The sequence below is a fragment of the Deltaproteobacteria bacterium genome, from assembly GCA_016874775.1.
Lineage (GTDB): Bacteria > Desulfobacterota > Binatia > Bin18 > Bin18 > VGTJ01.
The window spans coordinates 1-19,445 of sequence record VGTJ01000126.1; the positions used below are offsets into that span (position 1 = coordinate 1).

Genomic DNA, 19,445 nt, shown 5'->3' on the forward strand with positions numbered 1-19,445 from the left:
TACAGGTCTCCGACGATGAGTTTCAAGCGCTCAATATCAAACCCGGTAAGTTTCATGGCGATTGGAACTATACGCTTCTTCCTCGCTCTTAATCGGTAACTTAATTCTTGCCCATGCCTTAGTATCGAACACCACGGGTGCAACAATCGTCTTGCGTCTTCTTTGTCCGCATACGAAAGAAACTTCAATAAAACGCCCATTTTTCGCGGGCAGACACACAGTCTTGTCGCTCGCTCTTTCTGGCACGCTTTCTGCTCAATTCCTTAAGTAAGAACAACGAAACGAATAGAAAGGGGGAATATCCCATGTTGAACTTCATCTCTACAGTCGGTTACGCAAGCGCGACGATCAATTTCACGGACGACCTGTCGATTCTCTTGTCCGGTCTTGTCGGTCTCGCGTGGTTCTCGGCAGCAATGATTGCTATCTCAGCACTACGAGAATCGTTCTCACGACGAACGAAGCCCGAACTTACTCTGGCGACGGAAACACCAGAACATCGGCTCGCGGCGTAGCGTTGGGAAGCACGGTCTTTTGCTGAACGACGCGGCAAGAGGAAACTCTGCGTATAGCACAGGGGATCGTGTCTAGTACCGTGGCTCATAACTTCGTGAGCAGCTGTGGGGCGTGCGAAGCGCGCCAACCGACTGGGCGCGTGGTACGCGCCCTACGATGTCACTCAGCGCATAGCACGGCGGATCGTGTCTAGTAATGACAAAAAAAGTTCGCTTCCATTAAGGAGAAAAATTATGAAACGGATTCGGACAATCTTTCGGACGAGTCTTGTGGCGATGTTATTGTTGGCCGGCAACCCGGTTGTCACAGATAGTGTTTTTGCTTTCACCGGTGGACATGGCGCGTTTTTCGGTCTCGAACCGCGTACAATGCGAATCAAGGGGAAGGTTTTTTGCACTGACTGTGATGTGAATACAGTACGAAAAGAGCAATCGGCCGGGCCGCGCTTATATCAATTCGTGTACCACCAAGGAAACATGGTGATGCAAGTTGAGTGGATCAGTAATCCGTTGCGCTGGAATCGCATCGTGTGGCCGGCACGCATCTGGCTCCGAGGAAGCGACGAACTCTTACACAAACTCGCCGCCGGAGAGAACCAGCGGAAAGAAGTCGAGATCGTCGGTTTCCTGAGTAACTCACGGACGTTTGACATCGCTGAAGTTAACATTCATGGGTAGAGCATGATCGCTACGTCAGATACTCGTAGTTGCCTATCATGACGGGCAAAATTGTTAGCCACAAGCGGGAATCCAGCACCCCCTCCTCTGGATTCCCGCTTTTCGTCAGGTGCAGGATAAGCCCCCACCACCACCACAACAACAGCGTGTTTTGGCGAACGCTCCTTTCACATCCCCTCACCCTACAATCGTAGCGGCCACGACAACAGTGGCCGCTCGGCTACTGGTCGCGGGAAACGCTCACCACATGCATAATCGAACGAGCGGATAATCACTGACCGTGTGGCACGTGGGTCGATGACATCATCAATATGAAAATCGCCAGCGGCTCCCCACGGTGCCGTATCGAACTCGCTACTCTCGGCCAAAATGCGCTCGCGCTCAGCATCGGGATCTGCGGCGGCAGCAATACGTTTCCCGTGGACCACATTCACACCAACACGCGGATCGATAAAAGAGATATCCGCCCCAGGCCACGCATAGATGAAATCATTGTTGGAGTTTGTTCCTGCCATGCTGAAAAATGCCATGCCATACGCTTTACGAATAATGATCGTCACCTTTGGCATCGTCGCCAGTGCCAGCGCCTGAAACCAGCGGAGAATCTTGGTAATGATGCCTGCTCGCTCGGCTTCGCGACTGACAAAGAACCCCGGCACATCTTGCAAGTAGACCATCGGAATGTTGAATGCTTCGCACAGACAAGTGAAGTGTGTGGCCTTGTCACATCCTGCGGCATCGATAGACCCAGCAAAAAAGTAGGGGTTACTGGCAATGATGCCGACAGAACGCCCTCCTATACGCGCGAGCGCGGTAATTAAAGATGGTCCATACTGTGGTCGCAATTCAAAAAAGGTTCCGTCATCAGTGAGGCGGGGAATAATCCGACGCATATCGTAGCCACGATTGCGCCGTTTCGGCACCATTTCCGGCAGTTTCTCATCGAGGACATCGTACTTTTCATCCCACGCAGTACGAAGGGGAAGCGATTCAGCATTCTGTGGCATGAAGGACAACCAACGTCGGATCTGCTCAACGACCTCTTTTTCATCTTCAGCGATCACATCAAGCTGACCAGTCAACTGTGCATGGACCTCGACTCCGCCAAGATCTTCGTAGTCGACCTTTTCGCCGGTAGCGACTTCAATCACTCGTGGTGATGAGACTGCCATACAGCTTCCTCTCACTTGCACGACAAAATCTGACACCGCCGCATACCACGACGACCCACCGAAGGATTCCCCGAGGATCGCCGTCATCATCGGCACGGTGCGATTCCGTTTCATGAGGTCGAGGGACACCCCAAACCGTGGTAACCCACGTGAGGTCATGATGTCAGGAATGCGCGCGCCACCGCATTCGCCTAAAAAGATAAACGGAAAGCCATACTTGAAGGCCATCTTTTCAATACGATCGACTTTCTTCGTCCCCACATACGAAGAACTCGCGTGAAACACGGTCACGTCATCAGCCCCTACCCCAACTTTGCGTCCGTGAATCGTTCCAAGACCGATAATTTTGCCATCGCCAGGGGAGCGGTCTGCCACGTCATCACGCTCAGAGTGTGCTAACGCGCCAATTTCCATAAAACTGCCAGGGTCAAGCAGCGCATCGATACGCTCACGCGCAGTTAAGCGGCCTTTGCGATGTTGAGCCTCGATCTTGTCCGGCCCACCCATGTCGGTCATCGCACGTTCCTTACGTCGGAGCAACTCTTGGACGTCTTTGTCTTCAGTCATGGACTCGTCTCCAGTCTGTTGGTGTTCAGCCGTGAGCTATCAGAAAACCGGGACGAGGGGCTAGGGGTCGGGAACTTAGGCGATTTACAGGAAAGATTATACCATCTGCGCATTGACCAAAGTATTCCCTAAACCTTAATAGATTAGACGGATATTGAGGATTTTGATTGCTTGAGCTTGGGATACTCTTTTCAAGAACTCTCCTTAGGTATCGGGGGTCCTCGCTTTTCTGCTACAGTAGTTCCTCAAGCACGGTGGAGAAAAAAGTAACAAAGAGGTGACATGGAGTGAATACACTCATCTTTGAGGGAGTGCGTTGTTTCCACACTCGGCAAGAGTGTTCCCTCAAGCCTATTACTTTACTCGTGGGAGAAAACAGCTCAGGCAAAACGACATTTCTTGCCCTCACTCGGATCGCGTGGGACATCGCCTTGGGAGATCTCAGTGAAGACCTCTTCAATGAAGAGCCGTTTCTTCTCGGCGCGTATGACCAAGTTGCAACTTATCGTGGCGGGAAAGCCGGCCGAGTGCGATCGTTTACTATGGGCTTGAAGTTTTCCCTCGGGCCAAAGTTCAAAGAGAGTCGATGGTTTGCAGAAGAAGCGACTATCTCAGCGCGATTTGTTCCACAAGGAGCACAATCGAATCTAGACGAGTGGAGTTTCGTCTGTGGGCAAGTAAACATTGAAGCAAAAATGAATACCGAGGGCACTGCTCAAGGTCTAAGGATCAACACCCCTACAGGAACGCAGGGGCGAGATGAACGGCTCCTTCGTCCGCTTGTAGTAAGCCCGAGCCGTTTACTACGAAACCTCCCGATTTTCTTTTCCCACGGAGGAAGTTCGATTCTAGATAAAAGCCCTCTATCCCCAGAGACCGAGATCGGCTACTTACGGAACATTTTTCACCAGATGGATCAGGCTTTTGGTCCTCGCCCTTACGCATCGGCACCAATCCGCACGCGTCCACAGCGGACGCATGATCCCCTCAAAGATGTTCCGAAGCCCGAAGGCTCACACGTACCAATGGTCTTAGCCAGGATGGCCGCATCTGATTCGTCGGACTGGGAAAAGCTAAAAAGCTCTCTTCGCAACTTCGGCAAAGCCTCTGGGCTTTTTACCGATGTCGAAATACGCCGGAAAGGGAACAAGGACAGTGATCCGTTTCAAATCGCAGTCAAAATGTCCGGGTCTGCTTTCAATTTGGTCGATGTCGGATACGGCGTTAGTCAAGTCTTACCTATCGTCGTTGATGCACTCCAAGAACCACCACGAAGCAACTTTCTTCTTCAACAACCCGAAGTGCATCTCCATCCGAAAGCCCAAGCAGAGTTGGGTTCTTTTTTAGCAGTATTAGCGAAGGAGCATAAGAAACGCTTCATCATAGAAACACATAGTGACTACCTTGTTGATCGTATCCGAATGGATATTCGCGATAAGAAGTCCTTGACTCCAGATGACGTAGCAATTCTCTACTTTGAACGTACCGATCGAGGAGTACAAATTCATCCCTTGGAACTCGATCGTGACGGCAATATCGTTAACGCGCCATCGACATACAGGCAATTTTTTCTTGCCGAAGAGCGACGCCTGCTGGCCATCTAACCCTAACCCTTATCACGATGTGTCTCATTGTTGATACAAACGTAGCGTCTCTCGTTTTCGCCAAGTACCCTGAAAGTGATTTCACGCCGATCATTGATTGGTTGACGAAGAAAGACGGGAGACTGGTTATTGGAGGAAGGCTCTTATTAGAATTAGAAAAACTAGAAGGGGTTCGTCGCTTCATTCGTAGCCTTCTTCAGGCGGGTAGAGCCAGACGAATTTCCGATAGCGACGTCGAAATTGAGCAGAAGGCGGTCATCGGTCTCAATGAATGCAAGTCCAATGACTTTCACGTGATCGCGCTGGCACGGGTCAGCGGTGCAAGGGTTTTATGTTCCCATGACAGTGCTTTACATAGCGATTTCAAGAATAAAAAACTGATCACCAATCCAAGGGGCCGTATTTACCAAAACGTGAAACATGTACGACTCCTTTGCCACACCGAGTCGTGTGGATGGCGCAAAGTTTGATAAGTAGGAGGACCATCGAGTGAACCGGACCCCGACGATACTCTTCTGGTGCCTCGTCGCCCTCTTTGTGAGTGACGTGCTCTCATCGACAGCGGCACTGCCAGAACAAATGGCGACTCATTTCGGCAGAGGTGGAATGCCGAATGGCTCGATGTCACGTACTGGGTATGTGCAGTTTATGCTCGCGTTTGGACTCGGCGTCCCCTTCTTCGTGGTCGGGATTCATTACCTCCTGGCTCGGTATGCAGGAAATCAATTCAACATTCCCAATCGTGAATACTGGCTCGCCCCGGAACGACGCCCGGCGACACTACAGCTTCTCCTCAATCATTCCTGGTGGCTCGGCTGTCTGATGATGTTATTCATGATGGCTATACACCGCCTCTTGTTCGCCATCAATCGCTCTTCGCCACCATCCCTCCCGACGCTACCGTTTCTTCTGCTCATTGGCAGCTTTCTTGCCGGACTCGGATGGTGGACCATCGTCCTCCGTACCCGCTTTCGCCGACAATGATGGAATGACAGATGGTGATGAGACAATTGATATGTTCTTATTATACAGGACTCCTACCTGCTCCCTACCACGGTCGCCAGCGCTTCCACCAGCTCGCTTTACCCACTTCCTGAGCAGCAACGGCTGGAACGGTACTCACGACTGCTCCATCAAAGGTCACGACGATTTCGCCAACCGCTTGTCCGGCAGATAACGGTGCCCAGACACGTTCTGGGGTGCGGACAGTGACTCCGACTTTCTTTTCTTCTCCTTTTTTCAACAGAATCTTCACATCATGTTTCGCAGCAATAGAAACCCGTTCAGCGACTCCTCCACGGACGGTAATGTCTTTTCCTTCAAGCGTAACGTTCCCTTGCACCGGGCGAAACATCCGGTAGGTGGCAAATCCGTAATTCAGCAACTGTGCAGCGCTCGTAAAGCAGGCCCCACGTGTCGGAGTACCCATAATAACCACGATCAAGCGTAAGTCGTCTTGTTTTGCACTTCCTGTGACGCAGAACCCAGCTTTGTTATGAAACCCAGTCTTGATACCATCGGCCCCAGGATAATCCTTCAGCAGATGGTTCGGGTTCACCAGGGTAAATTGCCCATCCCGAAACGGCTCTTGTATCTTCCCCGCCCACTCGGCGAGCTGAGGAAATTTCATCACTTCGCGACCGAGCGTCGCCAGGTCTGCGGCACTCATCACATCATCCTGCTGTCCAGGTTCGGGTGGCAAGCCGTGCACGCTGTGGAAACGGGCTTCTTTTAATCCTATCTGGGCAGCACGGTCGTTCATGAGGTCAACGAAAGCGCTCGCATACCCACCAACGTACTCAGCAAGCGCCGCCGTCGCATCGTTACCGGAGTGAATCATCGCCGCTTTCAGCAGCTCCTCAACCGACATCTTTTCACCTTCCCTGAGGAACACCTGCGACCCACCCATCTTCGACGCCCACCGCGATACCCGCACCGTGTCACTTAACTTTATTGCCCCATCTCGAACCTTCTCCATCACGATGAGCAGAGTCATCATTTTCACCATCGACGCCGGAGGTAATGGTACGTGAGGGTCTTTTTCAAATAAAACTTTGCCAGTTTCCGCTTCCATCAGGATCGCTGAGGTGTACGGAACCGGTTTGTCTGTTTTCTTCGCTTGTGCCGGAGCAGTTGGTGCTGCTGGAGGGGATGTCTGTGCATTCCCAGTACGCGGCACTCCCAAGAGTACCCACAAGACGGCCCCAAGAGTTAACGTTGCAACAAGCTGCTGCCAGAATGGTCCGGTAGATGATCCGAGGACGTCCCTCATACCCCACAAACTCCTCATTCCGCATCCTCTCGTGTGGAGGCTCGGTAGCTGTAATGAGGTTTCATCTTTAGGCACCCTGCGTGCCCTGTCAAGTCGAACATTCAACGTATTCCCTTTTCTTGACAAAGTTGTCTGCTCCACCAATCATGCCTCGTAAAGGAGGTAGCAACAGATGGCAACAAGAGTAGCAAAAGCGACACGGACAGCCAAAAGACCGCCTCAGAGTGCAAAGAACTCTGCAGCGAAAGCAAAATCCGTAGCAAGGAAACCTGCAACACCTCGGCTCGTCAAGAAGGTTATCGATCCAGGCTGGGCCTGGGATGATCGCTTACCATTGGCGCAAGCTCAACAGATGGGCAATACCATCTACGTCTCAGGGCAAGTTGCATACAACTCAGCAGGCAAACTGGTCGGTGCAGGAGACATGAAAGCGCAAGCGCGGCAAGTGTATCAGAATATCAAAGACATCCTTGCGGCGGCTGGGGCCAGCATGAGCGACATCATTAAGATCAATACCTATATCACCGACCAGAGTAAGTTTATGGAAATGCTCGACGTGCGAAAAGAGATTTTTGGCCACAACCCACCAGCGAGTACAGCAGTCGTCGTTGCGGGGTTGGCTTTTCCTGGGCTCCTGATTGAAGTCGAAGCTATTGCAATGAAATAACTTAGGCGATTTCTTGGAAAAGATATCCCGCAGTCTCTGGTGGCGGGCACAGCCCGCCCTACGTGGCTTTGCCGGTTCTGGGTAGGGCAGGCTGTGTCTGCCACTATCGGCAGAACATCGACATCTCAGGGATCCCCTTTTTCGGAAATCACCTTAACGCACCTCTGCTAACGAGTCGGCTACAGCGTCGGAGACGGCGCTGACCAGGGGCAAGGTAAAGAAGAACGTACTTCCCTGACCAAGCGTGCTTTCTACCCAGACTCTTCCCCCATGCGCAGTAACGATTTCTTTGACCAGGGCGAGCCCAAGGCCCGCTCCGCCAATGTGGCGCGTCTCTTTGTTATCCACGCGGAAAAACTTATCAAAAAGTTTGGGAAGCGCGTCCGCGGGAATACCTGGCCCCTGGTCAGCAATCCATGTGACCACTTCATCGTGTTGAACCTCTGCTCCAACCGTCACGATACCATCGGCTGGAGAGAATTTGATCGCATTGGACAGCAAATTGGTTACCACCTGACGAATACGCGCATCATCCGCGTAGACTGGTAGCAGAGGAGAGGCGATAGCAAAGCGGAGTGATGATGCATCCCGCTCGAACAGCGCTCCGCATGTTTTAAGCAGCGGTTCGAGATCAAGCGCCGCAAGATGATATGTCAGATTTCCCAACTGCATGCGCTGTAGATCAAGCAGGTCATTGACGAGGTGCGCAAGGCACACACTCTCGTCATGAATCAGACTGACATACTGCTGCTGTTTTTCAGGCGAGAACTGGCGGTTCAGCATGAGTTCGGTGAAGCCGACAAGGCTCGTCAGCGGTGTTCGCAACTCGTGGCTGACCGTAGAAATGAATTCGTCTTTGAGCCGTTCGACTTCCTTACGCTGAGTAATGTCACGAACAATCCCGACCACTTCATCAGGTCCACTCACAACGAGACGGATTTCATAATTATGTAAGGTCCCTTGTAGAGAGAGAGGATACTCACAGATCTGCGCCGTTCCTGTCCGTAGAGCCTCAGCAACCGCGCCATTGACAGCGCGAGCGACATCAGGGGGAACAATTTCCGTGACGCTTTTGCCGACAACGGACTCAGGTGCGGGCAGAGCTGAAAACTGGTCCCGTGGGGTGAAATCAAGCAGCACCCCATCACGATTGACCCGAAAGACCGTATCAGGAATCGCTTGTAACATCGCGCGCGCGTGGGTTTCACTCCGTGCCCGTTCTCGGACTTCCTGTTGCAAGGCCATCGTGCGCTCGCGCACACGATCTTCGAGGACATCGTGAGAAAGTTGCAGCGCCTTTCGACTTTGCAGTAGGTCCTGCTTCTCAAAACGTAGGGCAATGGATTCCGTAATGGTTGTGTGAAATTGCGAGGCCATGACCAGTAAGCCACCAACAAAGATGAACGAGAGGGACCCCATCGCAATGGCGTCATCTCCCCCTTGGAGGAAAAAGCGCCAGACAAGAGGTAACGTCAGCGGAAGGATAAAACCAATATAGGCAGCGCGTACCGCCGCCATAGAAGCAATCGCTCCGATCGCCATCCCACCGACGACAAAGGCCAGCAAAAGCTGGTGTGGTAGTGACACGGTGGGAAAAAGCAGGAGAGCGCAGGAACCCCACGCGCAACCGGAGAGGACCGCACTGATGAGAAATCTCGTACGCCAGTGCTGACTCGGTGTTCCTTGTAACGTCGCCTGACGGTATCGCCATACGAGTAGAGATCGAATCAGGTATGCACCGAGCATCCCTGTCCACCAGGCTATCAAGGCAGAACTCGGAACCTCGTGGCGAAGGAAAAAAACCAAGATCGTCGCGTTAAAAAGTGAAATAACAACCGCAGACGGAGCCTGGGCGTAGAGCAACCGGGTCTGCTCTACTTCGATCTGTTGAGAGCGGTCTTGTGAGTGTTGTTTTTCCGCTGATGTGTCTGGTGTGGAGAGAGGAAAAAGCGGAATATGTTCAGCCGTGTCCCCCATATTGCTCCTATAGCAGGATATCCTATGAAGGTCTGTAGGCAAAGTAAACAGAAGCTTTCAACACAAGACCCCTCAGTGATTGTATTATCGTTGGTACCCGAATGGAGCAATCACTTCCTACTTGCGCGTCTCTCGTAGCAGTCGTGTTTGTTCCCAGTCAATCGTGAGTCCTTCAGCTAGGGCTACGCCGTACTGCTCGCGCGCAGCCGCACAAGAAACGTAACCGTTGAGCACATCGTGCCGCACCAGTTGAGGGTCACGGCCAAACGGGTCAAAGAATCCTCCACCGCCAGGCAAGCGCAACGTCACTTTTTGTCCAGGCTGTAAGTGATATTGTGCCTTTGGATGCGGATGCGTGCCGTCAGAAAGGAAAAAGTCTCCCAATGCACCGTTCTGCCCCCCCGAGAATCCCAACGCGGGGAATTTCGTCCGGTCGTACATCGCTGAGTGCACGACAGATTCATCACTCCGAACAGACAGGATCATTTCTTGCCCTAACCCACCACGGAATGTTCCTGGTCCGCCAGAATCCGGAACTAACGCACGTTGTTCCATCACTAATGGAGATACGTTCTCAATGATCTCCGCCGGGACGCCTTGGATACCACTCGGAAACGCCGTTGCGGAAATGCCATCTTTATCCGGTCTCGCCCCCATCCCCCCAGAAGAGAAGAAGACATAGGTAAACGATTTCTTGCTGAGATCCTTCCCCGTGAATTGGGTGATCCATATGTTCGCCGCACCATCAGCTAAGACCCGATCAGGGACTGCTTGGGACAAGGCGCCAAACACGGCAGTCGCAAGAAAATGACCAATGATATGCCGGCCACCGACCGGTGCAGGAAACTGGCAGTTCAGAATACATCCCTCCGGGGCACTGATATGCACAGGCCGGAAACTTCCCTCATTGTTCGGCACATGTGGTGAGACTGCACATTTGAGCGGATATGTCGTGTAGGCGACACAATAAGCAAAAGGCACATTGATACCGCGGTCACATTGTGGCGAGGTTCCGGTAAAATCGACAAACAGGTCAGAGTCCTTCACCGTGACAGCAATCGGAATCACGATGGGCGCATCGAATCCGTCGGTACGAATCTCATGGCGATAGGTTCCCTGCGGCAGCTCGGCAATCGCTTGTCGCATCGCTTTCTCTGACGTGGCCAGAATGGCGTCAGCAAGCGGTGCAAGCGACGCGAAGTCGTATTCGTCCATAAATTCGAGGAGCTTCGCACCGCCAACTTCATTACCGCCGACTTGCGCCATCAGATCGCCTTCGACCAATTCCGGTGCACGCACGTTTTGCTTGACTAAGCGGAAAAGATCACGATTCGGTTCCCCACGGCGGAACAGTTTCATAATCGGGACGTAGATCCCTTCTTCAAAGACTTGCCGCGCATCTGCGCCAAGCATGCGGCCACCGACATCGACCGCATGGCACGTATTGGCAAACAGGGCGACAGGTGTCCCGCGGCGGAAAATCGGCGTGACTACCGTGAAGTCATTGAGATGCCCCGACGTGAGCCACGGATCATTGCTGATCAGGCTATCGCCCTCTTCCAGCGACGCCCACGGGTATTCTTTCAAGAAATGCCGCACCGCCATCGCCATCGTATTGATATGACCAGGCGTGCCTGTCACTGCCTGTGCGACCATGTTTCCGTGCACATCAAAAACACCAGCCGATAAATCCCCGGCCTCACGCACGACGGTGGTAAACGAAGCATTCTGCAACGCTGTCGCTTGTTCGTTGACGATCGAAATCAGCCGGTTCCACAGAATCTCGAGGGAAATTGGGTCTATCCCGTCCGGTGTCCGGTGTCCGGTGTTTAGCGTCTTTTGCGATCGAGAATCTGAGATACTCATGCACCTATCTCCACTACGAGCCATGATTCGGAGCGTTTTCGCAGGTAAGGCGTGAAACCACCTATGAATAAAGCCGTTGCGTCAGCTAGTTCGTACAACTTCTCGAAGTCACTTTTCTGGATGTACCCTATGTCCAACGCTCCATAGAGTAAAGATTGTACCTCTATGGCAGATCCCCTCGCGATGTCAAAGTAATGGGCGAAGTCTCGATCACTCTTTTTCGCGAAGCCTTCAGCGATATTGCTCATCGACGATACTGCCGCACGACAAAGCTGGTCTCGTAATCCAAAGTCTCTACTCAAACGTCCATCAGCACAGGTCTTGTAGATCTCGCGAACCAATTCTCGCGCTCTCTGCCATGCTTGGATCTCTTCAAATCGTGTTATTGAGGGCATATTATCGTTTTCCCCTCGCCTTCTCTCGCTAAGGCAGATACCTCAGTGTTCGACGCTGGACGCCGGACGCCGGACGCCGGACACTAACTCGTCGAGCAACACCTTCGCTTCCTGGAGGTCACCCGTCTCGAATCCTTCGGTGAGCCACCCATAGATGTTCGTGAGAAGCTCTCGTGCGTCCTCAGATTTGCCTTGCTTGTGCCACAAGCGGCAAAGGCTCATGGTCGCACGTAGCTCAAGCGATTTCGCGTCTTGTTGTCGTGCAGTGGTAATCGCTTTGAAAAAACACTGTTCAGCCTCAGGCTCCATTCCTGTTTCGATTGACACTAACAACAACTCTCCTTCGATGCGGTAGAGTTCAGCCTCCCACCATCGCTCGCCACTGCGTTGCAGTTCGGACATCGCCATATTCACAAGTCGTAACCCCTCAGAGGCTTTTCCCGCACGGCGATACATATCAGCAAGCATGATTGAGGGTTGACCGAGTTGATCACTCCCCATTGCCCGCCACCCTGCAAGCCCTTGCTGCATTATTGCTATACCCTCCTCATACTGGCCCAGGTCCGCTAACGCCCACCCGCGGAGAAAAGTGCCACTGGCAAGCCATTGTGGAGCTTCCCGCTCAGTCGCAATCGCAATCACTTTTTCTTCATGTTCGAGCACGGCATGGGGATCTCGACAGAGTCGACGAACTGCCGCGGCAAAGTGGTTCGCCGCAGCCTCACTAATTGCTAACTCAAGCTCGCGTGCCAGGAGACAGGCCTCTTGACTCCGTTGCAGGGCTCGGTCTGGGTAGCCCAGATACCATGACACCCACGCAAGCCAGGAGAGGCTCCCGACCCGCGGGTCCATCCCTCCCATCGACACCCGGTACACGAGACTCTCGAAACGACTCTGCGGTTGTTTCTCCAAGCGTAAGGAGACACAGGTCTCCAGATGTTGGCGGGCATTCTGAAAGTGTCCTAAGCGAAACGCGGAAAACCCCAATGCAAAGTGCGCAGGTAAAAGGACTTCCGTCTCCTGTAGCCCTCGGGTCAGATGACGCAATCGCTCAGCGATCGCATGCGAGGTTTGATATTCCCCCCGGACAATCACAAAGCGCCAGAGGCCCATGAGTACTGGAAGCAATTGCGACGACTCTTCTGCCTGCGGCAGAAGTTCGCGGACCTCATTGAATATGTGTTCAACCTCAGGAACACGATACCCTTTACCAGTAATCAGCGCGCCACCGCGAACGATCAACAATTGCAGCTCGCGATTGATGCGTTGCGGCGAACGAGGAAGCGTTCGTAACAATTCCAACGCGCCAGCAAAGTGGTTGCTTGCTTCATCACGGGCAGAACGCCGCAGGGCTTGCTCCCCAGCGCGTTGGAGATATTCCACTGCCTTCTCAACATTGCCGCTTCGCCCATAGTGATAAGCAAGTTCACTACATTGCTCTTCCAGGGTCTGTTGCGAGTTCTCGCGACAACAGTCGGCTTCGATTGCTTGCGCTGTGCGCTCGTGGAGGATCTTCCGTTGCTCAGTCAACAGAGAGTTATACGCGACATCCTGGGTCAATGCATGCTTGAAGGTGTATTCCGACTCCGGGAACGCCACCTGCTCATAGACAAACTCACCCGCTTGCAGACGAGAGAGCAACGATAAGAGTTCCGGCTCCGGAATCGTTGCAATACGTTTCACGAGATTGAGCGAGAAGCGTTTGCCAATCACTGCTAGTGTCTGTAGCAAGCTTTTTTCTGGTGCTCCAAGGCGATCAATTCGTGCCGACAAAATGCCTTGTACCGTGGGCGGCAACTGAATTTCGTCGAGAGGTTTTGTCAGCAGCGGCACAGGAAATGGCGCTTTTCCTGCCGCGTCACGTACCAAGACGCCTTGCTCAACCAAAGCCCGAACGATCTCTTCGATGAACAACGGATTGCCTTCGGTCTTCTCTAGCAGGAATTGTTTGATCGGCTCCCGTCCAGGACCATCGCCTAACAACGTGGTCAGTAGTTCTTCTGCCTCTTTTCTTCCCAACGCATCGAGAAGCACGCGATGGTAATAAGTGCGTGTCCCCCAACTGTGCTGATACCCAGGACGATAATTGACGAGCAACAAGATACGGGCTGTCGCGAGACTATCACTCAAGACATCGAGAAATGCTTGGGTTTCATTATCCACCCATTGGAGATCATCAAAAATCAGCAATACTGGCTGATTGAGACTCTCGCGCAAGAGCAGACGCTTGATGGCATCGCGAGTGCGTCGACCAATACTCTGCGAGTCCATTTCGCGCAACTCTGCAGACGTCTCTGCTGGTGACAGCAGCGCAAGAATATACGGCAACGTCTCTTCTAGCGCACGATCAAGGGTTAACACACGGCCAGTGACTTTTTCGGTGCGTCGTCGCTCGTCATCTTGTGGCGTGATCTGGAAATAACTCTTCAGCAGATCGATCAACGGCAAATAGGGATACGCCATACCATGTGAAACAGAAAACGTTTCCAAGACCAAGCAGTGCTTCTGGGATAAGAGTTTAAATTCATGGCAGATACGTGACTTCCCAACTCCAGGCTCACCGATGACACCAACGATCTGGCCGTGTCCTTCTTTTGCCGCCAAAAAAGCGCGGTGAATCTGCGCAAGTTCTCCCTGTCGCCCAACAAACTGAGAGAAGCCTCGTTTGGCAGAAAGCTGCAGACGAGTCTGTAGTGGCCCAACACCACGAACTTCGTAGATCGGCACCGGTTCGCTCGCACCTTTGACAGTAGCAACACCAAGCGACTGACAGTCAAAATAACCATCAACCAACTTGTGAGTATTCTCACTAATGATGATCGAACCTGGCGTAGCCAGATTTTCCATACGGGCAGCAATGTTGGTGGAATGTCCGACCGGAACGTAATCAGTATGAAGATCGTCGGTACGAATTGAACGAACCACCACTTCACCGGTGTTGATACCAACACGCATTTGCAGCGGTACGCCTTTCTCTAGTCGCAGCTTATCGGAGTATTGCTTCATCTCGTTCTGCATGCGTAAGGCAGCATACAGAGCGCGCTGAGCGTGATCTTCGTGCGCAATCGGCGCACCAAACAGGGCGAAGATGCCATCGCCAAGAGACTGAGCGACGTAGCCCTCATAGCGATGGACTGCCTCCATCATCAAGGCGAGAACTGGATCGACGATATCACGCGCCTCTTCTGGATCGAGTTCTTCTATCAGAGCCGTTGATCCTTTGATGTCAGCAAAGAGCGCAGTAATGGTTTTCCGTTCACCTTCCGGCGCTCCTCGTGCGACCATTGCCGCTTGTTCGGCAATAATGCGCTCAGCGAGATAGGCGGGGGTGTAACTTGCCGGGGATTGGGAGTTCAGGCTTGGGGGTTGGACTTGGGACGCCGGACGCCGGACGCCGGACGATCCTTCGATTCGCGTTCCACAATTATCACAAAACTTCGCATTGGCACGCAGTGTCGTCCCACACGACGGACACGCAAGTTCGAGCTTGTTGCCACATTCTTCACAGAACTTCGCGCCTTCGCGATTCTCATGCTGACACTGCAGACAGCGCATATGGTTTTTGTCGACCTCCGTCACGCGTGGATGTCGGCATCTTAACCAGTCTGCGCGACAGATGGAACGCGGGGTGAGATACAGAAAACATCAACAAAGCTAGAGGCTGGAGGCTAAAGGGAAAAAACGGGAACCCTAAAATCTGTACCCATCAGCCTTTTTTTCCTTTTTTAGGTTTTCATTTTTCATTGTTAATTTGCTTGCCCTCCTTCCAACACTTCCCATAAGGCTTCAAGTACAGGTTTCCGTAGAGCAGGTTCGTTGATCACGCTAAAATGTTCAAAACCTCATCTTTCCTCTCCTCTGCTATTCCTAAGGCTTGAGTTGCCCTCCAGCGTACTTCCTCCTCTTCTGTCGAGTCCTGCAGCAGTGCCAAGAAAGTACTCAATACTTCATGGTCCTCTTTCCCTATTTTCCCTAAGGCTTCTCCTGCCTTTTGACGTATACCAGGATCCTCGTTCCGGTCACGCAAGAGGTTGAGCAGACAGTTACAAATGTCATTCCCAATCTGACTATTCTTCAGGTAGCCAAACGTCTTAACGATCTCTGTTTGCAAGCGAGGGAACGGTGGATCTTTCCACAGCGTCAGAAGTCGATCACGAATTGTTTGGCGAAGCGATAGCGAGACAGGAATCTCATCACCGATACAACGTGCAGCTAACGACAGATCACGGTGAAGTAGGTCGTCATATTCACTGTGTGCATTGAGGATATTCTCGACAAACTGATTTGCGTAATCACCGCGTAAACATCCGGCAGTTAACAGAACTACTTCACGCCAGCGGGGCTGCTGCAAGCGTAACCTGAGACGTTCAAACGTATCTGTGCGCTCGCTGAGGAAACGAGCGGCAAGATATTCCTGAAAACTCAAATGCAGGAAACCGAACACCTTTGGCCCACGTTCGACCAACAATCCCATTTGCTCACGGACAAGAGTGACGAAGTTTTGTGCCAATGCTTTCGCTTCAGGTTCGGCAGTTCCATCTCCGTCTATAAACTGTTTCGCGACCTGGGCTTCGAGTTCTGCTTGCTCAATAAGTCCAGTCGGCTGGTGCTCATGCATCCCATACGCCACTGGTGCCAGCACCCGTACGACAAATTCTTCATCAAGCCGTCGTTCACCAAGGTGTAAGTCGATAGCTCTGCCACTCAAACTGCGTGCGAGATTCCATGTTTCTGCTAAAGCCTCTACACACAGACGATACAAATCCACTCGCCGATTGGGCAACCGTGTTCCTTGATAGTGAATTAAAGCAAGTAGTGTCAGTAGCAGCGGATTGGTCGCTAGGTGTTTCACCCCTCGATGACCTGTTGCTGCCTTGGTTAAGTTCTCTGCTCGTCGCTCCGCTCGTTAACGAACATCCGAAGATAACTCTTGGTGCGGTAGCACCCCAGTCGTTTCAAAAGCTAATGACCATTGCTGGGCAAAACGAGTAATCGCTTCATCGTCAAATGGTGCGGCCGTTAACGTAGTGAAATTCCCTGGAAGCAACCCAGAGGAATATCCAGCAATCCGACTCGTAACTACGATACGAGCAGTAGGATATTCACGCGAAAACGCAGCAATGGCAGAAGCGACCGCGGCGCGTTCATGCGCCGTGAGCATTTCATCTAAGCCATCAAGCAATAGAAGTGCACGTCCTCTCGCCAAAGCGTCACTAAACAACGGAGAAAAGTCCGGTAGTCCTTGTTCGATGAAGTATTGTGGTAAGAAGCCCGTCAGCGTTAACTCTGGTTGGGTCGTCCGCGCTTCACTAAAGGCCGATAGCGGCACTAATATCGGCACCCGATCTTCCTCCATCCCAAACTGCCGCTGCACTTGCTGTGCACCTTGCGCAAAGGTCACGGCCAGAATCGGTGTCATAGTTTCATCCTTAAAAGTGCTTCGTACTCACCAGCAGTATAAAGAGAAGGAAGGAAACCCTAAAGCCTGCCACCTGTAGTCTTGAACTTTCTCCTCTGTGTATCAGCTTACATGCTTTCTTCTGCTAGTGAGAGGACTTGCTTGTCCTCTTCATGCTTCTTCTGTACCATTCGCTCCATGTCGTCCGGCTTTAATAATCCGTTTCGGGATCTGAAAAAGACGGTCAAGATTCCCGAAAAGCCGCTCGTGCCGAAAAAACCTGAACCGCCTCCGGTCCAACTGCAAGAAACCAGTGAGAGCGACGAAGAGGTTTTCTCGCGTCATATGCAAGATGTGACGCCGTTAAAAACCGATGGGCGGGTCCGGGTAAATGTGACTCCTCCTCCCATCCCACTGCGTGCGCAGACCGAAGAGAATGAAGCGCTGGCTGAGTTATATGACCTGGTCGCGGGGCGTACGGGTTTCGACATCACTGATACCGATGAATATGTCGAAGGCTGTGTCAGTGGGCTCGATATTCGGCTCGTGCGTAAACTCCGCGGTGGAGAGTTTTCCCGCCAAGCTGCTCTGGATCTCCACGGGATGACGTCAGACGCTGCCCAAGTTGAAGTTGAACAGTTCGTCTTGAAATCGGTCAATGCTGGGCTCCGCTGTGTGCTCGTCGTTCATGGTCGAGGGCGCAACTCTCCCGGCCAATTCCCCGTTCTCAAAGACCGACTGAAACAATGGCTCACACGAGGAAAGCTGGGCCGCCTGGTGCTGGCATTCTCGACTGCCCGCCCACACGACGGTGGGCCGGGAGCTGTCTATGTCCTCCTGCGACGTGAGCGCGGGCGGAAACAACCGGTGATTGTTTTGGATGGAGCAAAGCGCTAACACTGAGAGATATTCATGGATGCAACACAGACACTACACACTCCGCAAGTCGTATTTACAGGTGAAGATGGCAACGTGTTTACCTGGACTCCATCTCGCAAACGCCAGCAACAGCTCACCTGGAGTTGGGAAGAGCACGAAGCAAAAGCCACGACGGAGAGTTCGCCAGTCCGCTTGACCCACATGTGGCCCGCCTGGGCACCGGATGGAAAACAAGTTGCCTGCTTCGGGATGCGAGGAACCGCCGAGACACAACTCGAAACCAGCCTGTATGCAGTCGCCGCCGACGGCATCGAGTCATGGGAGTTAAGTGGTCTCTCAGGAGGCATGCCGATCTACGGCAACTGGTCGCCACGTGGGAATGCGTTTGCAGCGCTGGTCCAGCGTGAAAAACAGCAGCTCTCATTAGAAATCGTGCACCTCAACCAACTCGGAAAAACGATCCCCACGATCAGTGGCGCGCCGGTGTTCTGGTCGTGGTCACCGCAAGGAGACAAACTTGCGGTGCATGTCGGTGGCAGCCACGCGTCTGGCAACGCGCATGTCGTCATCGTTGACACAGCATCCGGGCGGATCGTGCGTCAGGTCACCGATCGCCCAGGCGATTTTCGTGTTCCCGCCTGGTCACCACAAGAGAACTTGTTGGCCTACGTCGAGCATGACGATGACCATGAAGAGGATGTCCTGTTTTTATACGACGTTGACAGTGGAGAGAAAGGGCCGATCACGACCATTGGCAGCGGGGCTGTGGCCTTATGGTCCGCTGACGGTCAAGCCCTCGCGTTCAGTTCAGCATCACAATCTGGATCGTTTGTCTTTTCTCAAGTAAATCTCTTAGACCTATCGACTGGCCGTACGTCATCCGTGCTAGAAGAACCGGTTCTTGGCTTCTTTTGGTCTCCACAGAGTGATTTTTTGCTCTATATCACGGTCGCACAACAACAGAGTTACCTGTGTTGGCATCGCCTCACACGCGCAAGCGGTGAGAAAACTGAACTCGCGCGTTTCCTTCCTAGCCGCGAACAGATGTTTATCTTTTCTTTCTTTGATCAGTACGCGCTCTCACATCCGCCACTTGCGCCCGATGGCAGCGGTCTCGCGTTTGCTGGCTACCTCATCTCTCCGGTCTCCTCCACGACTGCCTCCCATATCTATTATCTCCCGCTCACTGATCAGACCGCCTCGCCGATGAAGGTCGCGCCTGGACAATTTGTGAGCTGGAATTTCTAGTCAACAGCAGGCAGAAAACAATCAGCGGGCACTCACTCAGCCGGTCGTTGTACCGCCTGCCCTCTGGAAGATTGAGTGAGTAAGGCATGGGCAAGAATTAAGTTACCGATTAAGAGCGAGGAAGAAGCGTATAGTTCCAATCGCCATGAAACTTACCGGGTTTGATATTGAGCGCTTGAAACTCATCGTCGGAGACCTGTAGGCCTT

General features: G+C 52.6%; 15 protein-coding genes. 7 read left to right on the plus strand and 8 right to left on the minus strand.

The genetic code is table 11. The annotated features are described in order from the left end of the window. Positions 1 to 305 precede the first annotated feature (305 nt). The gene (locus FJ147_19505; protein MBM4258066.1) at positions 306 to 515 is read left to right on the plus strand and encodes a hypothetical protein; all 210 of its coding nucleotides are present in this window, start codon (positions 306 to 308) and stop codon (positions 513 to 515) included. Between the two features lie 234 nt (positions 516 to 749). Then, on the plus strand, positions 750 to 1,193 hold the full coding sequence (locus FJ147_19510; protein ID MBM4258067.1) for a hypothetical protein: 444 nt from the start codon (positions 750 to 752) through the stop codon (positions 1,191 to 1,193). A 182-nt stretch (positions 1,194 to 1,375) separates the two neighbouring features. On the opposite strand, the gene FJ147_19515 is transcribed toward FJ147_19510, so the two are convergent. Next, positions 1,376 to 2,932, minus strand: coding sequence for a hypothetical protein (locus FJ147_19515; protein ID MBM4258068.1), 1,557 nt, complete (start codon positions 2,930 to 2,932; stop codon positions 1,376 to 1,378). Between the two features lie 287 nt (positions 2,933 to 3,219). Here FJ147_19515 and FJ147_19520 point away from each other — a divergent pair, with 287 nt between their 5' ends. Both FJ147_19520 and FJ147_19525 read left to right on the plus strand, forming a co-directional pair. Further along, positions 3,220 to 4,536, plus strand: coding sequence for a DUF3696 domain-containing protein (locus FJ147_19520; protein MBM4258069.1), 1,317 nt, complete (start codon positions 3,220 to 3,222; stop codon positions 4,534 to 4,536). A gap of 489 nt (positions 4,537 to 5,025) precedes the next feature. Further along, positions 5,026 to 5,520, plus strand: coding sequence for a hypothetical protein (locus FJ147_19525; protein MBM4258070.1), 495 nt, complete (start codon positions 5,026 to 5,028; stop codon positions 5,518 to 5,520). Positions 5,521 to 5,584: 64 nt separating this feature from the next. Here the strand turns inward: FJ147_19525 and FJ147_19530 are convergent, their stop codons facing one another. Continuing rightward, on the minus strand, positions 5,585 to 6,826 hold the full coding sequence (locus FJ147_19530; GenBank protein ID MBM4258071.1) for a D-alanyl-D-alanine carboxypeptidase: 1,242 nt from the start codon (positions 6,824 to 6,826) through the stop codon (positions 5,585 to 5,587). A gap of 154 nt (positions 6,827 to 6,980) precedes the next feature. On the opposite strand from FJ147_19530, the gene FJ147_19535 reads away from it, so the two are divergent. Next, complete coding sequence (locus FJ147_19535) at positions 6,981 to 7,475, plus strand: RidA family protein (GenBank protein MBM4258072.1); 495 nt, start codon at positions 6,981 to 6,983, stop codon at positions 7,473 to 7,475. A gap of 153 nt (positions 7,476 to 7,628) precedes the next feature. Here FJ147_19535 and FJ147_19540 read toward each other — a convergent pair whose 3' ends face one another. From FJ147_19540 to FJ147_19565, 6 genes are all read right to left on the minus strand, one after another. Further along, complete coding sequence (locus FJ147_19540) at positions 7,629 to 9,452, minus strand: PAS domain S-box protein (GenBank protein ID MBM4258073.1); 1,824 nt, start codon at positions 9,450 to 9,452, stop codon at positions 7,629 to 7,631. Between the two features lie 117 nt (positions 9,453 to 9,569). Further along, positions 9,570 to 11,342, minus strand: a complete 1,773-nt coding sequence (locus FJ147_19545) for a hydantoinase B/oxoprolinase family protein (protein MBM4258074.1) — start codon at positions 11,340 to 11,342, stop codon at positions 9,570 to 9,572. Beyond that, entirely contained in the window at positions 11,315 to 11,713 is a 399-nt protein-coding gene (locus FJ147_19550; GenBank protein ID MBM4258075.1) for a four helix bundle protein, read from the minus strand. The genes FJ147_19545 and FJ147_19550 overlap by 28 nt, the downstream gene beginning before the upstream one ends. A 42-nt stretch (positions 11,714 to 11,755) precedes the next feature. After that, on the minus strand, positions 11,756 to 15,268 hold the full coding sequence (locus FJ147_19555) for a zinc-ribbon domain-containing protein (GenBank protein ID MBM4258076.1): 3,513 nt from the start codon (positions 15,266 to 15,268) through the stop codon (positions 11,756 to 11,758). A 265-nt stretch (positions 15,269 to 15,533) separates the two neighbouring features. After that, positions 15,534 to 16,565: a hypothetical protein gene (locus FJ147_19560; protein MBM4258077.1), complete on the minus strand. Its 1,032-nt coding sequence runs from the start codon at positions 16,563 to 16,565 to the stop codon at positions 15,534 to 15,536. Positions 16,566 to 16,619: 54 nt separating this feature from the next. Further along, positions 16,620 to 17,132: a hypothetical protein gene (locus FJ147_19565; protein MBM4258078.1), complete on the minus strand. Its 513-nt coding sequence runs from the start codon at positions 17,130 to 17,132 to the stop codon at positions 16,620 to 16,622. Between the two features lie 177 nt (positions 17,133 to 17,309). Between FJ147_19565 and FJ147_19570 the strand changes: the two genes are divergently transcribed. Further along, entirely contained in the window at positions 17,310 to 18,008 is a 699-nt protein-coding gene (locus tag FJ147_19570; GenBank protein MBM4258079.1) for a DNA mismatch repair protein MutS, read from the plus strand. 15 nt (positions 18,009 to 18,023) lie between these two features. Then, the gene (locus FJ147_19575) at positions 18,024 to 19,238 is read left to right on the plus strand and encodes a hypothetical protein (protein ID MBM4258080.1); all 1,215 of its coding nucleotides are present in this window, start codon (positions 18,024 to 18,026) and stop codon (positions 19,236 to 19,238) included. Positions 19,239 to 19,445 lie beyond the last annotated feature (207 nt).